Below are 22,783 nucleotides of genomic sequence, written 5' to 3'. Positions count from 1 at the left end.
CTAAGCGGCCATGAGCACGTCCGTCAACGACCCCGCGCCCGAATCCCCCGAGGCCCCGGTCCCGCTCGGCGAGCGCGCCTACACCGCGATCCGGGACCTGGTGATCACGCTGGAGATCCCGCCGGGGGCCGTGATCAACGAGGAGCGGCTCTCACGTCGGCTGGGCATCGGGCGCACCCCGGTCCGCAACGCCATCAAGCGCCTGGAGACCGAGCGGCTGGTCGCGGTCTTCCCTCGCCGCGGCACCTTCGCCACCGAGATCAACATCACCGACCACGCCCTCATCGCCGACGTGCGCCGCGAGCTCGAAGGACTCGCCGCCCGCCGCGCCGCCCAGCGGGCCACGCCGCGCGACCGCGCCGACCTCGCCCGGCTGCGCGACGGCGTGGCCGAGCACGGCAGCGCCCCCGAGAGCGTGATGCGGCTGGACACCGAGGTCCACCGCGCGCTGTACCGCGCGACCCGCAACGCCTACCTGGAGAGCACCCTCGGGCAGTACTACAACCACGCGCTGCGCATCTGGTACCTCTTCCTGGACCGGCTGCCCGACGTCGGCGCGCACGTCGCCGAACACCGCCCCTTGCTGGACGCCGTCGTCTCCGGCGAGGCCGAAACCGCGCACGCGCTCGCGGTCGAGCACGTCAACGCCTTCGAGCGCACCGTGCGCGACCTCATCTAGCTTGGGTTTTAAGCTCGACTCCTGGAGGTCTTGAAGGCCGGCCCCCAGGAGGGGCGGCGCGCGGGTGGGCGATTCTCTCGCGCGGCCGAAGGCCCGTGGACGCAAAATCGCCCTCCCGCGCGCGAAGCGCACGCCGACACCGTCGGCGCGGACCGACACCGCGGTTTCGGTCCGGCGCCGCCGGACGCTGCGCGCCGACAACAGCCCCACCGCGCCCGCAGGACCAAACAGGGCCTGGAGACAACGCCGCCCCTCTCCCAACGAGGATCTAGGCGCTGTCCAGGCGCTCCGCCGAAGACCGCGCGTTCGTGGGTCGGCGCCGTCAGAGGGAGGGGTGTGACGGCGCCGACCCGGGAGCAGCGTAGCGACAATAGTGACGGATTGCGACACTGGATACACGTTTTGTTAATAATGGTCATAGGGGATTTCGCTGAAGGCCTTGTCATTGCACTAACGGGATTGCACATGGCATTTACTGACAGCTTTTAATTAGATACCGTTAGTTTCTCCTGGCGCGCAGGACGGACCCGGTGGATCGGGAGGGGATCCACCGGGTTCCGCTTTGAGCGGCGTCGAACGGCCGAGGAGCCGCGTCAGCCGCTGCGCCCCGGGGAACCGCGGCCCAACGACCAGCGGGCCGCGCTCCGCCGCCCCGAGCCCCCAGTGGGGCGCCAGGGTTCGGGCCCAGCGGTGCGGCACCGCTGGGCACGGCGCCCTCGCGGCGCTCCTTCTTCGTGAGGAGGCGTGGATGATCGTCATCGGGCTGTCGTCGGGGACGTCGGTGGACGGGATCGACGTGGCGGTCGCGGACATCCGGTCGGCCGGCCGGGAGGTACTCCTCACCCCGATCGGCCACGGTGCCGCCGCCCTCCCCGGTTCGCTGCGCGACGACGTGCTCGCCGCACTGCCGCCCGCGTCCACGACCATGGGCGACGTCTGCCGGCTCGACACCGGGATCGGGCGGGCGTTCGCGGACGCGGCCCGGTACGCGCTGGACGAGCTGTGCCCCGGCGGCGCGGCCGACCTGGTGGCCTCCCACGGCCAGACGGTGTTCCACTGGGTGCGGGACGGTGCCGCGCACGGCACCCTGCAACTGGGGCAGCCTGCGTGGATCGCCGAGGCCACCGGGCTGCCGGTCGTCTCGGACCTGCGCGCCCGCGACATCGCCGCCGGGGGCCAGGGCGCGCCGCTGGCGAGCACGCTGGACGTCCTGTGGCTGTCGGGCCGGGAGGGCACCACCGCGGCGCTGAACCTGGGCGGCATCGCCAACCTGACCGTCGTCTCCCCCGGCCGCGCGCCGTTCGCCTTCGACACCGGGCCGGCGAACGCGCTGCTCGACCTCGCCGCGGCCCGCGTCGGCGAGCCGATGGACCGCGACGGAGCCAGGGCCCGGCGCGGCCGGGTGCGTCCGGACCTGCTCGCCCGGCTGCGCTCCGACCCCTACTACGCGCGCCCGGCGCCGAAGTCCACCGGGCGGGAGCTGTTCCACGCCGACCACCTGGACGCCGCCCTGGCCGGCCTGGACGTGGCCGAGGACGACCTGTTCGCCACCCTCGTCGCCCTCACCGCGGGCACGGTCGCCGACGCCTGCCGCGCCCACGGCGTCACCGAGGTGATCGGCTCGGGCGGCGGGATGCGCAACCCCGCCATGACCGAGGCGCTCAGGGCCGGGCTCGCGCCGGCGCGACTGCTCTCGGCCGCCGACCACGGGATCGACCCCGACGCCAAGGAGGCCTACCTGTTCGCCCTGCTGGGCTTCCTCACCTGGCACGGCCTGCCGTCGGCGATCCCCTCCTGCACCGGCGCGCGGACCGCCACCGTCGCCGGGCGCATCACCCCCGCGGCCCGCCCGGCCGCGCCGCCCGACCGGCTGCGCCTGGTACCGGCGTCCAGCCCGAGTTCCCGGCATCAATCCCGTTAAATTACCCGCGGCCGTATTGCGCCCACCAGGCGATCGGCGGTTTTCTGGCCGGGAGGCCCCCGCCGTCCGCGGCCGGGAGGCCGCGCCCCGCCACGGCGCCGCCCCACTCCCCACGCACGAAGGAGACCTCGTGCCCGCACCAGGACACCGCGGGGCACTCCCTGTCCTCGCGCTGGTCCTGACGGTTCTGCTCAGCGTCGCCCTGGGGACGGCCGCGGCGCCGGCTGCCCCTCCCGACGGGTCCGGCGGCGCGGCGGCGCTGCGCGTCATGCCGGCCGGCGACTCCATCGTCCAGGGCAGCTCCGGCGACCACACCTGGCGCTACCACCTGTGGTCGCATCTGGAGCGGCGCGCGGGCGAAGTGGACTTCGTCGGCCCCGACGACGGGCTCACCGACGTCACGACGCTGGACCCCGCCGACGCCGTGCACACCTACCGGGACCCCGACTTCGACCAGGACCACAACGCCCGCTGGGGCATGTCGCTCGCCGAGGCCAAGAACACGATCGGCGAGCAGGTCGCCGCCCACCGGCCCGACCTCCTCCTGGTCTGCCTCGGGATCAACGACCTCGGCTGGTTCGGCACGGACCCCGAGGCGCTGGAGGGCGACCTCCGCGCCTACGTCGCCAACGCCCGGACCGGCAACCCCGAACTGGGCATCGCCCTGTCCAAGGTGCTGCCGACGCAAAGGGCGGCCGACGACGCGGGGTTCGCGGCGCGGGTCGCCGACTTCAACCGGCGGATGGACGCCGTCGCGCGGGAGCTGTCCACCGAGGAGTCTCCGGTCGTCGCCGTGGACCCGCCCGGCGGGTTCGTCCCCGAGCAGGACACCTGGGACGGCACCCACCCCAACGCGCGCGGTGAGCTCAAGATCGCCGCTGCCTTCGCCGATGCTCTGGCCTCGGAGTTCTCCGTCGGCGACGCCTATCCCCGGCCGCTGCCGGAGGTCGAGCCCGGCCCCCGGGCGGTCCCCGAGCTGACGGCCGAGGAGGTGCGGCGCGGCACGGTCGAGCTGACCTGGACCGCCGTACCGGGGGCGACGGAGTACCAGATCTGGACCAGGGAGTCCGGCGGCACGGACTGGACCATGCTCCCGCTCCCCCTCGATCCCGGCCGGACCGCCTACACCGCGTCCGGACCCGCCTCCGGGGGGACCGACTACCGGGTCAGGGCGGCGAAGGGCTGGAACGCCGGCCCCTACTCCAACGTGGTGTCCTCGCCGGTCCCCGGCGGCTCCCTGTCGCCCCTGGTGGGCTACCCGTTCTTCCTGCTGACCCTGCCGCGCAGGAGGAGGGCCGCCCCGGCGCCGGAGCCTCGGGCCCTCGAGGCGGCCGACCGGGACGGCGAAAGCGCTGCGGCTCCCCGGGCCTCCTTCCGCCGATCTTGACCTCGGGTTTCACCCTCGGCCCCGGGACGGAGCGGGCGCGCGGGCGGGCCCCCGCCTCGACCCCAGGGGGTCTTCAAGCCCAGCCCCAGGAAGGAGTGGGCGCGCGGGCCGGGCCCCTCAGTCCCGCTCCAGGTACGGCTTGAGTTCGCGGCGCGCGATCGAGCGCAGGTGGACCTCGTCGGGGCCGTCGGCCAGGCGCAGGGTCCGGGTGGCCGCCCACAGCTTCGCGAGCGGGAGGTCCTGGGAGACCCCGGCGCCGCCGTGCGTCTGGATCGCGCGGTCCAGCACCCATCCGGTCATGCGCGGCACCTCGGCCTTGATCGCCGAGATCTCGACGCGGGCGCCCTTGTTGCCGACCGTGTCCATCAGCCAGGCGGTCTTGAGTACCAGCAGGCGGGCCTGCTCGATGCGGACGCGGGCCTCGGCGATCCACTCGCGCACGACGCCCTGGTCGGCGAGGGGCTTCCCGAACGCCACGCGGTCGGCGGCGCGGGCGCACATCAGCTCCAGGGCGCGCTCGGCGACGCCGATGGAGCGCATGCAGTGGTGGATCCGGCCGGGCCCCAGGCGCTCCTGGGCGATCCGGAAGCCCTCCCCCTCGCCCAGCAGGATGTTGGCCTTGGGCACCCGGACGTCGGTGAAGACGACCTCGGCGTGCCCGCCGTGCGTGCCGTCGGTGTAGCCGAACACGTTCAGGCCCCGCCGAACGTCCACGCCGGGCGTGCCCTTGGGCACCAGCACCATGCTCTGCCTGCGGTAGGGCTCGGCGCCGGGGTCGGTGACGCCCATGACGATGAAGACCTCGCACTCGGGGTTGAGCGCGCCCGAGGACCACCACTTGCGCCCGTTGAGCACGTAGTCGTCGCCGTCGGAGTCGATGCGCAGCTCGATGTTGGAGGCGTCGGAGGAGGCCACGTCGGGTTCGGTCATGCAGAACGCGGAGCGGATCCTGGCCTCCAGCAGCGGTTCCAGCCACTGCTTGCGCTGCTCCTCGGTGCCGAACAGCGCCAGGATCTCCATGTTGCCGGTGTCGGGCGCCGCGCAGTTCAGCGCGAGCGGGGCGATCCCCGGCGAGCGGCCGGTGATCTCGGCGAGCGGGGCGTACTGCAGGTTGGTCAGCCCGGCGCCGTGCTCGGTGCCGGGCAGGAAGAGGTTCCACAGTCCGCGCGTCCTGGCCTCGGCCTGGAGGTCCTTGATGATCGGCGGTGTCGACCACGGGTCGCTGCGCTGCGCGGCCTGCTCCGCGTGCACGGCCTCGGCGGGGAGGACGTGCTCGTCCATGAAGGCCAGGAGGCGGTCGCGGTGGCCGCGGGTGGTGTCGTCGTAGGAGAAGTCCATGCCGGTCCCTTCACTGGGGGGAACGGCCCGGCACCCCGCCGGGCCGCCGCCGTGCCGTCCGCGGTCAGCCCTGGCGGGATGCGCGCCGGATCTTGTGCCATGCCCGGCGCATGCCGCCGATCCAGCGGTCGCGGTCCTCGGCCCGCCGCTGTTCGAAGGCCGCGGCCTCGGGGTGCGGCAGGATGAGGAAGCGCCCGTCGTGCAGCGCCGCGACGACCGCCTCGGCGACGTCGGCGGGCTCCAGGTAGTCGCCACCCAGACGAGTGGCGGCCGACGCGTCGTCGCCCGCGGTCATGGCGGTGTTGACGCCCTGCGGGCACAGGCAGGAGACGTCGATGCCCTCGTCGCCGTGCCGGATCGCCAGCCACTCGGCGAGCGCGACCGCCCCGTGCTTGGTGACGGAGTAGGGTGCGGTGTCCAGGTTGGTCAGCAGGCCCGCCGCCGACGCGGTGACCAGCAGGTGGCCGCGCCCGCGCTCGGCCATGCGGGGGAACAGCGCCCGCGCGGCGTAGACGTGGGCGAGCACGTGCACCCGCCAGGAGACGTCCCAGTCGGCGTCGTCGCCCAGTCCCCGGCCGGCCGCCACACCGGCGTTGGAGCACCACAGGTCGATGGGGGCGTGCGCCTCCTCGATCCGCGCGACGGCTTCGGCGACGGCGGCCTCGTCGGCGACGTCCAGTGCCAGTCCGTGCGCCCGTTCGCCCAGCTCGTCGGCCGCGCGCTTGGCCTGGTCGGCGTCGCGGTCGGCGAGCACCACGTTCGCCGCGCCCTCGCTCAGGAAGCGTTCGGCCAGCGCGTACCCGATTCCGCCGGCGCCTCCCGTGACCACGATCGTCGTACCGGGGATGGAGAACGGTCCGGCCATGGGGACTCCTCAGAACCTTCGCCGCCGTGAACGGGCTTCCCCGGTCGTCTCGGCGTCGCGGAAACGCATATACCGACTGGTTGGTATGAACCTAGCAACGCCCGTTCCGGGGTGTCAACGGTCGTGGACGGCCGCGGGCGGGAGGCGGCGAACGGCCGGGAGGCCGGGGACCGGGAGAAGGCGGAAGGGAGAGTACCGCGGCGGCCGGGTGCGTCCGTCCGGCCGCCGCGGGCCCCCGCCATCGGGTCCGCGGTCAGGCGGACGGGGCGAAGACCAGGCGGCCGACGGTACTGCCCTCGGCGAGGCGCTGGACGCCGTCGGCCAGGCGCTCCAACGGGAGGCGCTCGCTGACGACCGGCTTGACCAGGCCGCGGTCGGCGAGCTCGGTCAGCCGCTCGTGGCACTCGGCGATCAGGGCGGGATCGCGCTGGCGGTACAGCCCCCAGTGCAGGCCCAGCAGGGAGTAGTTCTTGATCAGCGCGTGGTTCAGCCCGGGGGTGGGGATGGTGCCGCTGGCGAACCCGATGATGACGATCCGCCCCTCGAAGGCGACGCACTTGGTGGAGCGGGTGAAGGAGTCGCCGCCCACCGGATCGAACACGACATCGGCGCCGCGGCCGGCGGTGAGGTCCTTGACCACCTGGACGAAGTCCTCGGAATGGCGGTCGACGACCACGTCGGCCCCGAGCTCCTTGGCGACCTCGGCCTTGCCCGGACCGCCGACGACGCCCACCACCCGCGCACCGGCCGCCCTGGCCAACTGGACGGCCGCGCTGCCGACGCCGCCGGCCGCGGCGTGCACGAGGACGGTCTCGCCCTGCCGCAGGCCGGCGCGGCGGTGCAGCGCGAACCAGCCGGTCTGGTAGCCGATGAACAGCGAGGCCGCCTCGTCGTCGGACAGCGAGGCCGGAGCGGGGAACACGACATCGGCGCCCATGAGGGCGAACTCGGCGAACGCCCCGCTGGGCAGTTCGGCCGACCCCAGGACGCGGTCGCCGACGGACAGCCCGGTCACGCCCTCGCCCAGCTCGACGACCTCGGCGCACAGCTCCACGCCGGGAGTGAACGGGAGCGGCGGCTTGACCTGGTACGTCCCCCGGCACAGCAGGGCATCGGGGAAGTTGACCGCCGCCGCCAGCACGCGGACCAGGACCTGTCCCGGACCGGGACGCGGCGCGTCGATCTCGTCGAGCCGCAGGACGTCCTTCGGCTCGCCCAGCTCATGGACCCGCAACGCTCTCACAGCCGCCTCCGAACCGCTAGATACCAACCGGTCGGTTTAGAGTGAACCGCGCCAACGGCGGGACCGTCAAGCCGTCCGGCGCCTCTCCCTCCGCCCGGACGGACGCCGGAACGGAACGAGACCGGGGCCACGCTGCGCGGTCGCGACACAACCCTGCCGTTAAGGTAGTTTTCTAGGGGAGGAATGCGGACGTCGAACGCCCGTTCCCGACCTGATGGGCCCGGCGAGGCCGCCGGAGGGCGTCCGTCACGCCCCGCCCTGTTCAAGGGGGCCGTCGCGGCACGGCGCCGCGCCGGGCACGGGCGGCCGGACATCACCGAAGGGCCCGGCGGAGGACTCCGCATCGAACGCGACGAACACGAAGCCCTGCTGAAGGAGAAGTACCGGTGACTGTGGCAGCGGAATCCGCGACGCACAAGGGCCCGGATCCGGTGGCCGAGGCGGCTCGTCGGCGTACGTTTGCGGTGATCTCGCATCCGGATGCGGGCAAGTCGACGTTGACCGAGGCGTTGGCGCTGCATGCGGCGGCCATCGCCTCGGCCGGGGCGGTGCACGGCAAGGGCGAGCGGCGCGGGGTGGTCTCGGACTGGATGGAGATGGAGCGCGCCCGCGGGATCTCCATCACCTCGGCGGCGCTGCGCATCGACTACGACGGCCACGTGCTGAACCTGCTGGACACCCCCGGCCACGCCGACTTCTCCGAGGACACCTACCGGGTGCTGGCCGCGGTGGACTGCGCGATCATGCTGCTGGACTCGGCCAAGGGCCTGGAGCCCCAGACCCTGAAGCTGTTCGAGGTGTGCCGGGCCCGGCGGGTCCCGGTGATCACCTTCGTCAACAAGTGGGACCGGCCCGGCCGCGAGCCGCTGGAGCTGCTCGATGAGATCGAGCAGCGCATCGGGCTGCGCCCCACCCCGCTGAACTGGCCGGTGGGCATCGCCGGGGACTTCCGCGGCCTGATCGAGCGGCCCGGCGGAGCCTACACCAAGCTGGAGCGCACCCCCGGCGGCGCCACCCGGGCCCGCGAGGAGACGCTGAACGCGCAGCAGGCCGCCCGGGCCGAGGGCCCGGCCTGGGCCCAGGCCGGCGAGGAACTCGAGCTGCTGGCCGAGATCGGCGCCGACTACGACCAGGCCTCCTTCCTGGCCGGGGCCTCCTCGCCGGTGCTGTTCGGCGCCGCGCTGCCCAACTTCGGCGTCGCCGCGCTGCTGCGCACCCTGATCGCCCTGGCCCCGGCCCCCTCGGCCCAGCCTGATGCCGGCGGCCGGCCGCGCCCGGTCCAGGCGCCGTTTTCGGGCCTGGTGTTCAAGATGCAGGCCAACATGGACAAGGCCCACCGCGACCGGATGGCGTTTGTGCGGGTGTGCTCGGGCCGCTTCGAGCGCGGCATGGTGCTCACCCACGCCGCCACCGGCCGCCCGTTCGCCACCAAGTACTCCCAGGCCGTGTTCGGCTCCCAGCGCCACACCATCGACACCGCCTACCCCGGCGACGTGATCGCCCTGGTCAACGCCGCCGCCCTGCGGGTCGGCGACACCCTCTACGCCGGGCCCAAGGTCGAGTTCGCGCCGATCCCCAGCTTCGCCCCCGAGCACTTCGCGGTGGCCCGCGCCACCGACGCCGGCCGCCACAAGCAGTTCCGCCGCGGCATCGACCAGCTCGACACCGAGGGCGTGATCCAGGTGCTGTCCTCTGAGGTGCGCGGCGACCAGGCCCCGGTGCTGGCCGCGGTGGGCCCGCTGCAGTTCGACGTGGTCGCCCACCGGATGGCCCACGAGTTCCGCGCCCCGATCGAGCTGGCCCACCTGGACTACAGCATCGCCCGCCGCACCGACGCCGCCTCCGCGCCCGCCCTGCACGCCCTGCCCGGCGCCGAGGTCCTGACCCGCCGCTCCGACCACGCACTCCTGGCACTCATCCACAACAAGTGGCGGCTGCGCGTGATCCAACGCGACAACCCCGACCTGACCACCGCCCCCCTCCTCGCCGGCGGCCTCGAAACCCAGGACTAGACCCACCCACCGCACCGAAAGCCCCGGCCCGACGGCCCCCGCAGGCCGACCAATGCCCCCGGCCGGTCCGGAGCACGCCCCGTGATGAAACGTTTTAGGAGTCATCCTGTCATCCTCCGCCTTACCTGACGCAGGCTCCGACGCCGAGCGGACCGGCCCGAAGGCGCCGAGAACCGCGGTCCTGATCGCGATGTCGGGCGTCGTCCTGGCGCTGAGCGGCCCCGGCCAGACCGCGGGCATCTCCGTCTTCGTCGACCACATCATCGCCGACCTCGACGTCAGCCGCTCCGCCGTCTCGTTGGCCTACATGGTCGGCACGCTGTGCGGCGCCTTCGCGCTGCCGTGGATCGGCCGGGCGGTGGACCGGTTCGGGGTCCGGCGCGTGCTGGCCCTGGTCGCCCTGGCGTTCGGCGCGTTCCTGTCCCTGCTGGCGTCGGTGCAGGAACTGGTCGGACTGACCGTCGGCTTCGTCGGCGCCCGCGCCATGGGCCAGGGCGGAATGACCATGATCGCCACCACCGCCGTCGGCATCGCGGTGACCCGCAGGCGCGGCACCGCGCTGGGGATCACCACCGCGGCCGGCACCGCGGGCATATCGCTGTTCCCGCTTCTGTCGGAGCGGGTGATCACCGAGATCGGCTGGCGGCACACCTTCCTGGCCGAGGCCGGCCTGATCTGGATCGTCGTGCTGCCCATCGCCTGGTGGGGCATGCGCGGGGTCCGGCGCGTCCCCGAGGAGGGCGAGCGCAGCGGGGCCGACGGGCACGGACCGGCGGAGGCGACGGCGTGGCCGCTGCGCTCGATCGTGCGCACCTCGATGTTCTGGGCCATCTCCAGCGCCGTGGCGTGCAGCGGCCTGGTCACCACCGCGGTCTTCTTCCACCAGGTCTCGGTGCTGGGCGAGCAGGGGCTCACCCCGACCGAGGCCGCGGCCAACTTCCTGCCGCAGACGCTGGCGGGCCTGCTCGCGTCCCTGCTGTTCAGCGCCGCCACCGACCGCTTCTCCCCGAAGCTGCTGATCTCCGGCGCGATGGCGGTGCACGCGGTCACGCTGGTGCTGCTGCCCCTGGTCTCCCCCGGCGTCACCGCCATGGCCTACGGGGCCACGCTCGGCGCCGCGGCGGCGGGCGCCCGCGGGGTGGAGGCCGCGGCGTTCCCCTACTACTACGGCACCGCCAGCCTCGGCACGCTGCGCGGGCTCACCCAGTCGATCGCCGTGGCCTCCACGGCCGTCGGCCCGCTGCTGCTGTCACTCGGCCACGACCTGACCGGCTCCTACGAGCCGGTCGTCGTGCTGCTGGCGGCGCTGCCGGCCGCCATCGCCGTCGCCGCCCCGTTCGCCCGCCGACCGCAGCCCACGGCACCGGGCAACGCCTGACGCCCGCTGCGCCGGTCCCGGTCCGGTCGAGTCAGTCGAACTGGAAGGCCCGCTTGGCCAAGCCGTACCAGAACCCGTCGATGACGCTGCGGGCCCGGTCGGTGGTGGCCGCGCCGGCACCCAGGGCGACGAACAGCGGGGCGAGGTGCTCGCTGCGCGGGTGCGCGATGTCGGCCGCGGGCCCCTTGTGCCGCCAGTCCAGCAGGGCGTCGACGTCGCCCTCGATCGCCGCGCGGCTCGCCCAGTCGTCGAACTCCGCCGACCACGACGGCGGCACGTAGTCCGATCCGCGCGTCATGTCCACGCACGAGAGGTTGTGGGTGAGGAACCCGCTGCCCATGATCAGCACGCCCCCGTCCCGCAGCGGGGCGAGGCGGCGGCCGAGTCCGAACAGGGCGCCCGGGTCGAGCGTGGGCATCGAGACCTGCAGCACCGGCACGTCGGCCTCGGGGTACATCTCCTTCAGCGGGACGTAGGCCCCGTGGTCGAGCCCTCGCTCGGGCGCTTCGGCCACCGGGACGGCACCGCCGTCCAGCAGTCCGCGCACGGACGCGGCCAGCTCCGGCGCGCCGGGAGCGGGATAGGTGACCTCGTAGTAGCGCTGCGGGAAGCCCCAGAAGTCGTAGACCAGCGGCGTGGTCGCGGTGGCGCCGATCGTCAGCGGGGCCGCCTCCCAGTGCGCGGAGACGATCAGGACCGCCTTGGGCCTGGGCAGGCCGCCGGCCCAGCCGGCCAGCTGGCCGGTCCACAGCGCGTCGTCGGCCAACGGCGGCGCGCCGTGGCCGAAGTAGAGGACCGGCATCCTCTCGCCGGGGACCGGACGCTCCAGGGCGTTCGTGCTGGACATGACTGCTCCTTCGACGCCCCGGGGACCGGACCGCCATGATCTTCCCAGAAAATTATTTCCTAGAAAGATAGTAGCCGACGCCCGAGGTCGGCGGTAGCCGCCGCCGAGGCCGGGCGGCCGCGGTCAGCGCACGATCGCCACCGGGCCGTGGGCGCCGTGCATGACCGCCTGGCTGACCGAGCCGAGCAGCAGCCCCCCGAAACCGCCGCGGCCGCGCGAACCGACGACGATCAGGTCGGCCGCCGACGCCTCCTCCAGCAGCGCGACAACGGGGTGGCCGCGCACCTCGTGGGCCGTGACGACGACATCGGGATAGGTGGCGCGCGGCCCGGCGAGCGCAGCGTCCAGGGTCTCGCGCGCGGCGGCGGCCACCGCGGAGTCGTCGAAGACCTCCGGCGGCACCGGCCCGATGGTCGAGGCGAACGCGGCCATCGGCTGCCAGGCGCAGATGGCGACGACCTCGGCGTCGCGCTTGGCCCCCTGCGCGAACGCGAACTCCACCGCCCGCTGGCCGGTCTCGGAACCGTCCACGCCCACGATGATCCTGCCCTTGACGCCCTTCACGGACTCGTGCTTCTTCGGCAGCACCACCACCGGCACCGGTGCGCGGGCGGCCAGTTCGACGCCGACGGAGCCGACGAACGCCGACGCCAGGCTGCCCAGGCCGCGGGAGCCGATGACGGCCGCGGCGACCCCGGGCTCCGAGGCGGCCTGGAGCAGGGCCGCTCCGGGACGCTCCGTGGCCAGCCGGGTGTCGACCTCGATCTCGGGGTAGATGCCCTTGATCCAGTCCCGCGCGTAGTCCAGCAGCGCCTGGGCCTCATGTGCCCGCGGCGCCTCGGCGGTGTCGTCGGGATTGTGCGCGAACTGGGCGAACGGCCCCTCCCGCTCCGGCAGTTGCACGGCGGTGACGATGCGCAGTCCCAATCCGCGCAGCCGGGCCTCGTTGGCCGACCACTCGAGCGCGTAGCGGCTGGAGTCGGAGCCGTCGACCCCGACGATCACCCAGCGGACCTCGGACGTGCTGTTCATCAGGCTTGCCTCGCTCTCATTCCCGAGCCGTCGCGGCGTTCGTCCATGGCGACTCCGGTCGTCCTACCCGAGCGCGCGGAATTCAGCCGTCCGCCTGCGCGCCGCTCGCGCGGGGACCCGAGGTGGCCGCTACCCCGCCAGCGCCTCCGGCAGGGGGGCGCCGTGCACGACGTGCAGGACGCTGACCGCCCGGGTGAGGACCACGTAGAGCCGGTGCAGGCCCCGGGGCTCCGCCGCGACGATGCGGGCCGGTTCGGCGACGACGACCGCGTCGAACTCCAGGCCCTTGGCCAGTGACGCGGGAACGCAGACCAGCCGCTCGGCCTCCAGCGCGTCGTCGGCCTCGCCCAGCACCGCGGCCCTCAGTCCGGCGGCGGCCAGTGCGCCGTGCAGCGCGGGGATCTCGGCGTCGGCGGCGATCAGGCCGACCGACCCCTCCCCGGCCAGCTCCCCGCGGCACGCCCGGACGACGGCCTCCGCCAGCTCCGGCTCCGCGACCCGGGTGATCCGGAGCGAGCCGGGGGCCTGGCGGACCGCGACGGGCGCGCCCAGGCCGGGGGCGATTCCGGGCAGCAGCCGGGCCGCGAAGTCGATGATCTGCGCGGGCACCCGGTATCCCCGGTCCAGCACCGCGAGCCGGGCGTCGGGCCGCCCGAGGTGGTGCAGCAGCGAGGACCAGTCGCCGGTGGCGCACGGGCCGGTGCCCTGCGCGACGTCGCCGAGGACGGTGAACGAGCCGGTGGCGCCGCGGCGGCCGATCGCGCGGCACTGCATCGGGCTGAGGTCCTGGGCCTCGTCGACGACGACGTGTCCCAGGCTCGCCGGGCGATCGACCAGGCCGGCGGCCTCGTCGATCAGGGCCAGGTCCTCGATGGACCAGCGCGCCGATCTCGGTCCGCGCGGACGCCCGGGGAGCATGACGGCCGCCTGCTCCCGCGCGTCCAGCAGCCCGTCGGCGGCGCGGGCGAGCCGTTCGGGGTCGGTGAGCAGGCCGAGGACGAGCCGCACCGGGTCGGCCTTGGGCCACATCGCGGTGACGGCGGCGCGCACCGCGCGGTCGCGGCGCACCTGGTCGTGCGTCCGGTCGTCGCAGACCTCCCCCGCGCTCTCCATCCTGGTCAGCACCGCGTGCGCGAGCCGGTGCGCCAGCAGTTCGCGTCCGGCCCCGTAGGTGACGCCGCGGTCGCGCAGCTCGGCGAGGACGTCGGCGAGCTCGTCGGTGTACAGCCGCCACCGGCGCGCTCCCCGCTGCACGACCAGCGACTCCTCCGGCGGGCGCAACCGCGACCAGAGGTCGCGGCGGATCACCTCGGCCATGCGGGCGTCGCCCTTGACCAGGGCGGCCCGCGGTTCCTCGGTCCGGCGCACCTCCACCGCGCCGAGCAGCTCCTCGACCGTGGTCTGGCGGACGTCGACCTCGCCGAGCGCGGGCAGCACGTTGCGGATGTAGGACAGGAACGAGCGGTTCGGGCCGATGATGGCGACCCCGGCGCGGCCGAGCCGCCTGCGCTCGGCGTAGAGCAGGTAGGCGACGCGGTGCAGGCCGACCGCCGTCTTGCCGGTGCCGGGCGCCCCCTGCACGCACAGCGACCGCTCCAACGGGGCGCGGACGAGGTCGTCCTGCTCGGGCTGGATGGTGGCGACGATGTCGCGCATGGGGCCGGAGCGCGGCCGCTCGATCTCCAAGGCCAGCAGTGCGCCGGCCCCCGCTGTGCCGGGCGCGCCGCTCCCGGCCCCGGCCAGCGGCTCGTCCTCGTAGGCGGTCAGCTCGGCCCGGCTGGTGAAGCCGTAGCGGCGGCGCAGCCGCACACCCATCGGGTTCTGCGCGGTCGCCCGGTAGAAGGCGATGGAGATGGGCGCGCGCCAGTCGATGACCAGGGGCGTGGCGGAGGCGTCGTGGACGTGCCGCCGCCCGATGTAGACCCGGTCGCCGTCTGGGGTCCGGGCCGCGGCGGGTTCGCCGGAGCCGTCGGGGTCGCCGGGGTCGGCCTCGAACACGGTTCCCGGCGCGTAGTCGAGCCGGCCGAAGAACAGCGGCACATCGGGGATGTCGACCAGCGCTTCGGCGCGGCGCTCGCGGGCCCGGAGCAGGACCGCGTTGGTGACCTTGTCGCCGACGACGTCGCCGAGCGCGGTCTCTGTGTCGAGGACGTCGTCGCGCATGCGCCGCAGGGCCGCCCGGGCCGTGGCGAGGAAGTCGCGTTCGGCCCGGATCTCGGGATCGAGGGCAGGGGCGGGTTCGGGAACGGCCATGGGACGGCACTCTCCATGTCGGCGGGCGGGAACGGGCGTGCGGCGGCGGGTGCGTGGGTCCCGCCCCGAAGTGCCCTCCGGTTCGTGCCGATCCTCAGCGCGCGGAGAAATGCCGCCGGAACGAAGAAGAAGGCAAGACGATAGTGCAACCGGCTCCCCGGTGCAACGGGCTGCGCCCTGGAAGGCGCATCCGGGAGGCGCCCCGATGGCCCCGCACGGACGGCACCGGAGCCGGGCCGACGTCGGCATACTCGCCCGGGGAACGGGTAGCGGCGCACCTCGACATCGAAGGGGGATGCATGATTCGCAAACTGCACGAGATGGGCGTCACCTCCGAAATGGCCTACATGGCCGGAGCCGCGTCGATCGGGGCGAGTTTTCTGTCCTGGTTCACCTCCAAGAAGGCGGAGAAGGCGGGAATCGACCGAGCCGATCGCTGGGGCCTGTTCATCGGGGAGTGGGCGCCGACCTTCTTCGCGATCGGCGTGGCGCTGCATCTGGAGGAGAACACCGGCAGGAGGTGACCGCACCCGGGGTGAGGGGTTCCGTCCTGGCGGGGCCCCTTTTTCGTGTGCGCACCGGCGCGCGCCCCGTCGGCTCACCCCGGTTCCCGCCGGTCCGGCCGAGGTACTACGCTTTGTAGTTGAAATCGGCCGCCAAGCGGCTGACGAGCGGATACGGGGTGAGCAAGGCGATGCGTGGAGGCGCTCGTGGTTGACGGGTTGACCACCACGATCCAGACGGCTTCGCTGATCATGGCCGTCTGGTCCCTGATCTCGACGCTGCGCGGGCAGCCCATGGTCGTGCCGCACCTCGTCGGCATGGCCGTGCTGGAGCTGCTGCTGATCGCGCAGGCGGTGGTCTCGACCACGCTGCTGGTCGGCGGCGCGCGCCCGGCGGAGACGGCCACGTTCGTCAGCTACCTGGCCACCGTCGTCCTCATCCCGCCGGCGTGCGCGGTGTGGGGGTTCATGGAGCGCAGCCGCTGGGGCCCGGCGGTGATCGCGTTCGCCTGCCTCATCCTGCCGGTCATGATGGTCCGGCTCGAACAGATCTGGGACCCCGGCCTTGCCTGAAACCGCCGAACCCGCCACCCGGACCGGCCCGGGACGGGTGCTGATCGCGGTCTACGCGGTCTTCGCGCTGGCCGCGACCGCCCGCGCGACCGTGCAGATCCTCACCCGCTTCGACGAGGCCCCGCTGGCCTATCTGCTCTCGGCGCTGGCCGGCGTCGTCTACATCGTGGCCACGGTGGGGATCGCCCGCGCCGGGCGCACCTCCCATCGGGTGGCCGTGGTGTCGTGCACCGTCGAGCTGATCGGGGTGCTCGTCGTGGGTTCGCTCAGCGTGTTCGATCCGCAGGCGTTCCCCGACGACACCGTGTGGTCCCGCTTCGGCAGCGGCTACCTGTTCATCCCGCTGGTGCTGCCGGTGCTGGGCCTGCTGTGGCTGCGGCACGTCGGCCGGGCCGCCCGGAGGACTCCGCGGACCGGGTGACCGGCGCGGGGAAGCGGAGCGGTCCCGGTATATTCTGCGGCCATGCCGCAGCCCGAACACTTCCCCGGTCTTCCCGTCGTCGTCGGCCCGGAATGGCTGACCGAGCACTACGGCGAGGTCCTCGTCGCCGATGTGCGCTGGTACCTCGACGGCAGGTCCGGGCGCGACGCCCACCTCGGCGGCCACCTCCCCGGCGCGGTCTTCGTCGACCTCGACGCCGATCTGGCCGCTCCGGCGACGGAGGAGGGCGGACGGCACCCGCTGCCCGACCCGGAGGCGTTCGCCCGCGCCCTCGGCGCCCTGGGCATCGGTGACGACACACCGGTCGTCGGCTATGACGACGCCGGCGGCTCCACCGCAGCGCGCCTGGTGTGGATGCTGCGCGCCCTCGGGTCGCCGGCCGCGGTGCTGGACGGCGGCATCCAGGCGTGGCCGGGCGTCCTGGAGCAGGGGCCCGTGCCGACGGCGCCGCGGCACCGCACGCCCGCCCCGTGGCCGGCGGAGCGCGTGGCCGACACGTCGGCCGTGCGCGCCGCGACGGCCGACGGCGCCCGGCTGCTGCTGGACGCCCGGGCGCACGGCCGCTACACCGGCGCCGAACCGAGCCCGGTGGACGTCCGGCCCGGCCACATCCCCGGCGCGCGCAGCGCCGCCTGGCAGGACAACCTCGGCCCCGACGGCCGGTTCGCCGCGCCGGAGCGCCTGCGCGAGCGCTTCGCCGGGCTCGGGGCCGCCGAGGCCGGATCGGTCACGGCCTACTGCGGTTCGGGCGTGACCGCCTGCCACGACCTGCTGGCCCTGGAGCACGCGGGGTTCACCGGTGCGCGGTTGTACCCCGGCTCGTGGAGCGCCTGGGCCGCCGACCCCGGCCTCCCGGCGGAGACCGGGGAGACCGGGGAGGCCGGTGGGGGCGGGGACTCCGGGGCCGACTCGGCCGGGTAGCGCGGAGGCCCCGGCCGGTGCTTGCGCGCGGGCGCCGATGCGGAGGCGCGCAAGTGGCAGACTTGAGTCCCGGCGGCACCCGCCCCGGAGCGCCGAGCGAGGGAGGTGGACGGCGGTGACCGAATCCCGCGCACGGACCCGAGCCGAGCTCAGCCGGATCCTCATGCGAACGGGCCCGCGCATCGCCCAACTGCAGCGGCGGCTGCTGGGCCGCCTCGATCCGCCGCTGGGACTGTCGCAATACAGCGTGCTCGCCCGGCTGGGGCGCGGCACCACCTCGATGTCGGAGCTGCGCGCGCGCTCCATCGTCAGCTTCTCCACCCTGTCGGAGACGACCGCCGGCCTGGTGCGCCTCGGGCTGGTCGAGCGGACCGCCAGCGAACGCGACCGGCGCAGCGTCGACCTCTCCCTGACCGACAAGGGGCGCCGCCTGCTCGCAGAGGCCGAGCAGGCGATGGACCAGATGGCGGACTCGATCGTGGAGGGTGTGCGCCCGCCCAGCGAGGCCGAGCTCAGCGAACTGCTGACCCCCCTCGCCGACCGCGTGCGCGAGGTGCTCGCGGCTGAGGAGCGGGGAGAACCGGAACCTTAACGCCGCGCGGCCGGGCGCACGGCGGCAGTCTGGCTCGCCGTGGCGAGCAGCGCGCCGCCCTCGCTCCACAGGTGCGCCAGTCCGTGCGCGACGCCGTTGTCGACGCCCTGCACCCGGACGTCGACCAGGCACCACTCCGTGGGGACGACGCGCAGGATCCGCACGGTGTTGTCGAGGCTCTGGGCTCGGATGCGCTCGCCCAGGGTCACGCCGATGCCCGAGGGGACCAGGTCGCCGAGCAGCCCCAGCGCCGAGGCGTCCAGGTCGAGGTCGACGGGCCGGGCCCAGAAGGCGGCCCGACCCGAGTCGACGCGTCCCGGCGGGTGCTGCCCGCTGCCGGCCAGCGCCGGCCGCACGTCGATCCGTTCGGCGATCGTTCCCCGCGACCGCGGCGACGCCGGGCGCGGCGGGCAGTCCAGTGGGGGCAGCACCCCGGGCGGCGCGCCCCATGTCCGCGACCGGCCGTCGCGGCCCCGGCCCAGGGTGGCCGCGACGTGGAAGACGTCGGCCCCGTCCAGGCGTCCGGTCACCCGAGCCTGGGTGAAGCGCGTCCCCTCGGCGGGAGCCGCCACGGTGACCTCGACGGCCGATCCGGGGGTCGCGGCCCTGATGAACTGGGCGCTCGCCCAGAGCACCGGGCGGCCGATGTCGTGCTCCAGCACCGCCAGGGCCGCCCCCATGATCGATCCGCCGAACAGGACGCCCAGGCCGGAGCAGAGCTCCATGGTGACCGGTAGACGCCACACCCGGTCCCGTTCGGTCGCTTGCAGTCCGAAGAACGCCAGACGGTCCAGTGCTCGGTCCTCCTGAGCTCGGGTCGAGGGCGGCCGGAGCCCTTCAGCGGCCCGGCACCGGGACCGGGGCGCGCCCCGTCCATTTAATCAGGGTACCGAAGTATATTCTCCGCGGCGATCCGGTCCGCCGCCCATCGGCGGCGCACCCTCTCACCCCTTCCCCCTCGGCGGACTCTTGACGGTGGCCCACATCACATGAAAGGTTCGGGGCCCGAATATACCGGGTACCGAAGTAAATGCACGGGCGACCCGATGGCGCTTCGCCTCGAAACGAGGGAGACGAGCGGATGACCGGAGTGAACCGCCGGAACCGGTCGGCCACGGACCGGCCCAAATGGGGCGCGCCCCCGAGCGCGGGGATCAGCGCCCGCGACGCCGCACCGTTCGGATGGGCGCCACTGGTGGTGCTCTTCCTCGTCGGCATCGTCGACCGCCTGGAGGCCAGCGTCATCTCCGGGGTGCTCCCGCAGATCCAGGCCGAATGGGGCGTCAGCGACACCCTGGCGGGGGCCATTCCGACCGCGGCGGCGATCGCGGGCGCCATCGTCGTCCTCCCGGCCGGATACGTCGCCGACCGCTACAACCGCACCGCGGTCATCGCGGTCGTCGTCGCCCTCTGGTCGATCATCACGCTGGGCTCCGCCGCGGCACTGGGCTTCGCGATGTTCTTCGCGACCCGCGTGCTGCTCGGCGCTGCGGAGAACATCGACAACCCCGCCGGCAGCAGCCTGCTCGCCGACTACTACCCGCCGCTGACGCGGGCCAAGGTCTTCGGCTGGGTCCGGCTGACGCATTACGCGGGCATGGCGCTGGGCGTGATGGTCGGCGGGGTCGTCGGCCAGTTCTTCGGCTGGCGCGGCGCGTTCCTGTTCATGGTCGTCCCCGGCCTCGTGGTGGCGGTGCTGTGCTGGCGGCTGCGCGAACCGGCGCGCGGGTTCCTCGACCGGGTGGTGGCCCGCGGCTCCGACGAGCGCGTCCCGGTGCCGAACGGCCCGGGCTCCGGTGCGCGCGCCGATGCCGCCGGTCTCCGGTCGCGCATGCGCGGCCTGGACTTCAGGGGCCAGATCCGCGAGGTGTCGGCCATCCCCACGCTGCGGCTGGTGAGCCTGGGGCTGACCGCGCTGACCCTGGGCCTCGGCGGCATCTTCTACTGGATGGCCAGCCTGTTCCAGCGCGGCTTCGGTCTCGAACCCGGACCGGCCGGGCTGTTCAGCGGCATGATCGGCCTCATCGGGGTGGTCGGCGGCGCGGTCTTCGGCGGATGGCTCGGCGGGAGGTGGCACGGCACCCGCCCCGGCGGCCGCATCCTGGCCGGCGGCGGCGGGCTGCTGCTGGGATCGCTGCTGCTCGGGTGCACGCTCGCCGTCGACGACCTGCTGCTGTTCTCCCTCGGGCTGCTCGCCTCGAACTTCCTCAGCGCCATCGCCATCCCCAACCTGATGGCCTGCATCGCCGACGTCATCGGCGCCGCCTCGCGCGGGATCGGGTTCGCCGGGCTGCAGTTCCTCATCGTTCTCGGCGCCGCCGCCGGACCGCTCGTGGTCGGCGCGGTCTCCGACGCGATGGGGTCGCTGCTGGGAGCGATGTACGCCCTGATCGTCCCCATGCTGATCGGCGCGGTGCTGGTCCTCTGGGCGCGGCGGCACTTCGAGGCCGACGCGGGCCGGGTCCTGGACCGGGCACGGAGTGAAACCGCGGAGTGAGCGCGCTCCGCCCCGTTCCCGACGCGAACGGACCGGGCCGCACGGGAGGCCCCCGGCCGCCGCGGTGCGCCCGGCGTCGGCGTCGGCCGGGGAGCCCGGGAGCGCGGGCGGCCGCATGGCCGGACGGGCCGGGATTGACCGGCCCGGGGACCTCGGGGATATCCTCTTAACACCGCGTGGCCTGCGGACTTGGGCTAGTGGGCGGCCACGCGGTGAGCCGTGCGGGGAGGGACCTGGGTGTCCGGATCAATGTTCGGCCACATTCCCGCTCCACGATGCGGCGACGCGCCGATTCGCGCGATAACACTTATTTACGGACATGTGGGCGCCTGGTTGGGGATAGTCGAAACCCGTACCACGTACTCGAAACCGTACCTATCCGCGATCTCACCGCGTTCTAACCTTTGCCGCCGATTCTTGTTGACGTAGCCAGAACTCGTCCGGAGGGCAAGATGAGCGCAACCGACCCCAACAACGGCGTCCCGACCGAGGGGACGGACGGCACCGGCCGCGCGGAGACCGGGCAGCCGGGCGCCCGCTCGCCGGAACCGCAGCAGGGTCCGGCGCCCGCCCCGGCCGCGCCCGCCGCGCCGGAGGCCGGACCCGAGGCGCCCGCCGACCCCGAGCGCTCCGCCGTGCCCAACCGTCCGCAGCACCCGCAGGGCCCGTCCGAGGAGCAGGCCCGCCACGACGCCCCGCACGGGGCCCCCTGGGGCGGCCCGCCCCAGGGAGAGGGAGGGCGACCGGTCGATCCGCGGCACGCGGCCCCCGGCCAGCACGCCTTCGACCAGCACGCCGCGGGCGGTGGCGGCTTCGGTGGTCCCCCGCCGCCCCCGCCGCCCCCGCCGCACGGCGCGTCCATGCCCGGCGGGTCCGACCCGCACCCCCGGCCCGAACGGGAGAAGCGCCCCCTGGGGCGCAAGGGAGTGCTGGCCATTGCCGGTGCGACCGCGCTGGTCACCAGCCTGATCGTGGGGCCGACGGCCGCGATCGTGACCAGCGAGGTGCTGTCGAACGGCGGCGGCACCACGACGAGCTCACTGTCCGGTGAGAACAGCGGCACGGTGTCCAGCGGAAGCGTCAGCGCCGTCGCCGAGCAGGCCCTGCCGAGCGTGGTGTCCATCCAGACCGAATCCGGCGGCGGCAGCGGTGTCGTCATCAGCTCCGACGGCCAGATCCTCACCAACAGCCACGTGGTGGCCGGGGCCGACGGCGGACTGATGGTGCAGTTCAACGACGGCAGCCAGGCCGAGGCCACGGTGCTCGGCGCCGACCCGGTCTCAGACCTCGCGGTCATCAAGGCCGAGGGCCGCAGCGACCTCACCCCGGCCACGTTCGGCGACTCCGACAAGGTCGAGGTGGGCGCGAACGTGGTGGCCATCGGTTCACCGCTCGGCCTGTCCGGAACGGTCACCGCCGGCGTGGTCAGCGCGGTCGACCGGCCGGTCAACACCGGGGCGACCCAGCAGGAGCAGGAGCAGCCCGAGCAGGGCCTGCCGTTCGGCCCGCCCGAAGAGGACCCCCAGGCGCCCGAGCCGACGACCTCCACCGTCATCGACGCGATCCAGACCGACGCCCCGATCAACCCCGGTAACTCCGGCGGCCCGCTGATGAACATGAATGGCGAGGTCATCGGCATCAACACCGCCATCGCCTCGACCGGTGGGGTCGGCGGCCAGGCGGGCTCGATCGGCCTGGGCTTCGCCATCCCGATCAACCAGGCCGAGCCGATCGCCGAGCAACTGATCGCGGACGGCAACGCCAGCTACGCCGCGATCGAGGCGACCATCACCGGGACCCGCGACGGCGGCGCCGAGATCGTCGACGTCACCGAGGGCGGCGCGGCCGACGCGGCCGGCCTGCGGGCGGGCGACGTGGTCACCAAGGTCGGCGACCGCGTGGTCAACGACCCCAACGTGCTCATCGCGGCCATCCGCTCCCACCAGCCCGACGAAACGGTGACCGTCACCTACGAGCGCGACGGCGAGACCCACGAGACCGAGGTGACCCTCTCCGCCCAGTCCGCCGACAGCATCGGCAGCTAAGCGCGGGGAACGGGACGACCGGGACCGGCGTCCGCCAAGGGGGAGGCGGGCGACCGGTCCCGGTTCCTTTTCCGCCGGTCCCGGCCTCGAGATCCGGTCTCGGCCATCGAGGACGTGAACCCGACTTCGCCGTATCGGGTTTCAACCCGCGGGTTTTCAGTCAGGGATGTCGGTGTGGCCGAGAGTATCCTCCGCGACACCGCGCGGTACTCAGCCGACTCTTCCTCGTTCACCGGGAAGACGGAGCCAGGCAAC

Annotated in this window: 20 protein-coding genes; 13 read left to right on the top strand and 7 right to left on the bottom strand. The window is 73.8% G+C overall.

Going from position 1 to position 22,783, the window contains the following annotated elements:
* The first annotated feature begins 10 nt into the window (after nt 1–10).
* The 3 genes from HDA32_RS02275 to HDA32_RS02265 all read left to right on the top strand — a co-directional run bounded on the left by HDA32_RS02275 (nt 11) and on the right by HDA32_RS02265 (nt 3,987).
* Nucleotides 11–679, top strand: a complete 669-nt coding sequence (locus HDA32_RS02275; protein ID WP_179641587.1) for a GntR family transcriptional regulator — start codon at nt 11–13, stop codon at nt 677–679.
* 748 nt (nt 680–1,427) lie between these two features.
* Nucleotides 1,428–2,600 carry an anhydro-N-acetylmuramic acid kinase gene (locus tag HDA32_RS02270; RefSeq protein WP_179641586.1) on the top strand — a complete coding sequence of 391 codons (1,173 nt, stop codon included), beginning with the start codon at nt 1,428–1,430 and terminating at the stop codon, nt 2,598–2,600.
* A 130-nt stretch (nt 2,601–2,730) separates the two neighbouring features.
* On the top strand, nt 2,731–3,987 hold the full coding sequence (locus HDA32_RS02265; protein WP_179641585.1) for a GDSL-type esterase/lipase family protein: 1,257 nt from the start codon (nt 2,731–2,733) through the stop codon (nt 3,985–3,987).
* A 117-nt stretch (nt 3,988–4,104) separates the two neighbouring features.
* On the opposite strand, the gene HDA32_RS02260 is transcribed toward HDA32_RS02265, so the two are convergent.
* From HDA32_RS02260 to HDA32_RS02250, 3 genes are all read right to left on the bottom strand, one after another.
* Entirely contained in the window at nt 4,105–5,325 is a 1,221-nt protein-coding gene (locus tag HDA32_RS02260) for an acyl-CoA dehydrogenase family protein (protein WP_179641584.1), read from the bottom strand.
* Between the two features lie 64 nt (nt 5,326–5,389).
* A complete protein-coding gene (locus HDA32_RS02255) occupies nt 5,390–6,190 on the bottom strand; it encodes an SDR family oxidoreductase (RefSeq protein ID WP_179641583.1) in 801 nt (266 codons plus the stop codon).
* A gap of 253 nt (nt 6,191–6,443) precedes the next feature.
* Nucleotides 6,444–7,433, bottom strand: a complete 990-nt coding sequence (locus HDA32_RS02250) for an NADPH:quinone oxidoreductase family protein (protein WP_179641582.1) — start codon at nt 7,431–7,433, stop codon at nt 6,444–6,446.
* Nucleotides 7,434–7,616: 183 nt separating this feature from the next.
* Between HDA32_RS02250 and HDA32_RS02245 the strand changes: the two genes are divergently transcribed.
* The 3 genes from HDA32_RS02245 to HDA32_RS02235 all read left to right on the top strand — a co-directional run bounded on the left by HDA32_RS02245 (nt 7,617) and on the right by HDA32_RS02235 (nt 10,823).
* Nucleotides 7,617–7,823, top strand: coding sequence for a hypothetical protein (locus tag HDA32_RS02245; protein ID WP_179641581.1), 207 nt, complete (start codon nt 7,617–7,619; stop codon nt 7,821–7,823).
* Nucleotides 7,820–9,445: a peptide chain release factor 3 gene (locus HDA32_RS02240; protein ID WP_179641580.1), complete on the top strand. Its 1,626-nt coding sequence runs from the start codon at nt 7,820–7,822 to the stop codon at nt 9,443–9,445. The genes HDA32_RS02245 and HDA32_RS02240 overlap by 4 nt, the downstream gene beginning before the upstream one ends.
* A 190-nt stretch (nt 9,446–9,635) precedes the next feature.
* The gene (locus HDA32_RS02235; protein ID WP_179641579.1) at nt 9,636–10,823 is read left to right on the top strand and encodes an MFS transporter; all 1,188 of its coding nucleotides are present in this window, start codon (nt 9,636–9,638) and stop codon (nt 10,821–10,823) included.
* A 31-nt stretch (nt 10,824–10,854) separates the two neighbouring features.
* On the opposite strand, the gene HDA32_RS02230 is transcribed toward HDA32_RS02235, so the two are convergent.
* The 3 genes from HDA32_RS02230 to HDA32_RS02220 form a co-directional block, all read right to left on the bottom strand.
* Entirely contained in the window at nt 10,855–11,670 is an 816-nt protein-coding gene (locus tag HDA32_RS02230; protein ID WP_246334206.1) for a dioxygenase family protein, read from the bottom strand.
* A gap of 123 nt (nt 11,671–11,793) precedes the next feature.
* Nucleotides 11,794–12,702 carry a universal stress protein gene (locus HDA32_RS02225; protein WP_179641578.1) on the bottom strand — a complete coding sequence of 303 codons (909 nt, stop codon included), beginning with the start codon at nt 12,700–12,702 and terminating at the stop codon, nt 11,794–11,796.
* Nucleotides 12,703–12,831: 129 nt separating this feature from the next.
* A complete protein-coding gene (locus HDA32_RS02220; RefSeq protein WP_179641577.1) occupies nt 12,832–14,955 on the bottom strand; it encodes a HelD family protein in 2,124 nt (707 codons plus the stop codon).
* A 299-nt stretch (nt 14,956–15,254) separates the two neighbouring features.
* Between HDA32_RS02220 and HDA32_RS02215 the strand changes: the two genes are divergently transcribed.
* From HDA32_RS02215 to HDA32_RS02195, 5 genes are all read left to right on the top strand, one after another.
* Entirely contained in the window at nt 15,255–15,479 is a 225-nt protein-coding gene (locus tag HDA32_RS02215; RefSeq protein ID WP_179641576.1) for a hypothetical protein, read from the top strand.
* Nucleotides 15,480–15,665: 186 nt separating this feature from the next.
* Entirely contained in the window at nt 15,666–16,031 is a 366-nt protein-coding gene (locus HDA32_RS02210; RefSeq protein WP_179641575.1) for a hypothetical protein, read from the top strand.
* Nucleotides 16,024–16,452, top strand: a complete 429-nt coding sequence (locus HDA32_RS02205; protein ID WP_179641574.1) for a hypothetical protein — start codon at nt 16,024–16,026, stop codon at nt 16,450–16,452. Before HDA32_RS02210 ends, HDA32_RS02205 begins: the two co-directional genes overlap by 8 nt.
* 42 nt (nt 16,453–16,494) lie before the next feature.
* On the top strand, nt 16,495–17,394 hold the full coding sequence (locus HDA32_RS02200; RefSeq protein ID WP_179641573.1) for a sulfurtransferase: 900 nt from the start codon (nt 16,495–16,497) through the stop codon (nt 17,392–17,394).
* 115 nt (nt 17,395–17,509) lie between these two features.
* Nucleotides 17,510–17,986 (top strand): MarR family winged helix-turn-helix transcriptional regulator, encoded by a 477-nt coding sequence (locus HDA32_RS02195; protein ID WP_179641572.1) that lies wholly within the window; start codon nt 17,510–17,512, stop codon nt 17,984–17,986.
* Here HDA32_RS02195 and HDA32_RS02190 read toward each other — a convergent pair.
* Nucleotides 17,983–18,711 (bottom strand): acyl-CoA thioesterase, encoded by a 729-nt coding sequence (locus HDA32_RS02190; protein WP_179641571.1) that lies wholly within the window; start codon nt 18,709–18,711, stop codon nt 17,983–17,985. The genes HDA32_RS02195 and HDA32_RS02190 overlap by 4 nt on opposite strands.
* A gap of 356 nt (nt 18,712–19,067) precedes the next feature.
* Between HDA32_RS02190 and HDA32_RS02185 the strand changes: the two genes are divergently transcribed.
* The gene (locus HDA32_RS02185) at nt 19,068–20,483 is read left to right on the top strand and encodes an MFS transporter (protein WP_179641570.1); all 1,416 of its coding nucleotides are present in this window, start codon (nt 19,068–19,070) and stop codon (nt 20,481–20,483) included.
* Between the two features lie 452 nt (nt 20,484–20,935).
* Nucleotides 20,936–22,528 carry a S1C family serine protease gene (locus HDA32_RS02180; protein WP_179641569.1) on the top strand — a complete coding sequence of 531 codons (1,593 nt, stop codon included), beginning with the start codon at nt 20,936–20,938 and terminating at the stop codon, nt 22,526–22,528.
* The last annotated feature ends 255 nt before the right edge of the window (nt 22,529–22,783 follow it).

The organism is Spinactinospora alkalitolerans (genome assembly GCF_013408795.1).
GTDB classification, from domain to species: Bacteria; Actinomycetota; Actinomycetes; order Streptosporangiales; family Streptosporangiaceae; genus Spinactinospora; species Spinactinospora alkalitolerans.
This window is presented reverse-complemented; position numbering and strand designations above follow the sequence as displayed.

What these genes read in the sequence shown, in the direction of transcription:
- HDA32_RS02235 (WP_179641579.1), top strand. Translation starts at nt 9,636, where the DNA reads ATGTCGGGCGTCGTCCTGGCGCTGAGCGGCCCCGGCCAGACCGCGGGC.
- HDA32_RS02185 (WP_179641570.1), top strand. Translation starts at nt 19,068, where the DNA reads ATGACCGGAGTGAACCGCCGGAACCGGTCGGCCACGGACCGGCCCAAA.
- HDA32_RS02215 (WP_179641576.1), top strand. Translation starts at nt 15,255, where the DNA reads ATGATTCGCAAACTGCACGAGATGGGCGTCACCTCCGAAATGGCCTAC.
- HDA32_RS02180 (WP_179641569.1), top strand. Translation starts at nt 20,936, where the DNA reads ATGAGCGCAACCGACCCCAACAACGGCGTCCCGACCGAGGGGACGGAC.
- HDA32_RS02245 (WP_179641581.1), top strand. Translation starts at nt 7,617, where the DNA reads ATGCGGACGTCGAACGCCCGTTCCCGACCTGATGGGCCCGGCGAGGCC.
- HDA32_RS02255 (WP_179641583.1), bottom strand. Translation starts at nt 6,190, where the DNA reads ATGGCCGGACCGTTCTCCATCCCCGGTACGACGATCGTGGTCACGGGA.
- HDA32_RS02260 (WP_179641584.1), bottom strand. Translation starts at nt 5,325, where the DNA reads ATGGACTTCTCCTACGACGACACCACCCGCGGCCACCGCGACCGCCTC.
- HDA32_RS02275 (WP_179641587.1), top strand. Translation starts at nt 11, where the DNA reads ATGAGCACGTCCGTCAACGACCCCGCGCCCGAATCCCCCGAGGCCCCG.
- HDA32_RS02230 (WP_246334206.1), bottom strand. Translation starts at nt 11,670, where the DNA reads ATGTCCAGCACGAACGCCCTGGAGCGTCCGGTCCCCGGCGAGAGGATG.
- HDA32_RS02225 (WP_179641578.1), bottom strand. Translation starts at nt 12,702, where the DNA reads ATGAACAGCACGTCCGAGGTCCGCTGGGTGATCGTCGGGGTCGACGGC.
- HDA32_RS02200 (WP_179641573.1), top strand. Translation starts at nt 16,495, where the DNA reads ATGCCGCAGCCCGAACACTTCCCCGGTCTTCCCGTCGTCGTCGGCCCG.
- HDA32_RS02220 (WP_179641577.1), bottom strand. Translation starts at nt 14,955, where the DNA reads ATGGCCGTTCCCGAACCCGCCCCTGCCCTCGATCCCGAGATCCGGGCC.
- HDA32_RS02270 (WP_179641586.1), top strand. Translation starts at nt 1,428, where the DNA reads ATGATCGTCATCGGGCTGTCGTCGGGGACGTCGGTGGACGGGATCGAC.
- HDA32_RS02190 (WP_179641571.1), bottom strand. Translation starts at nt 18,711, where the DNA reads ATGGAGCTCTGCTCCGGCCTGGGCGTCCTGTTCGGCGGATCGATCATG.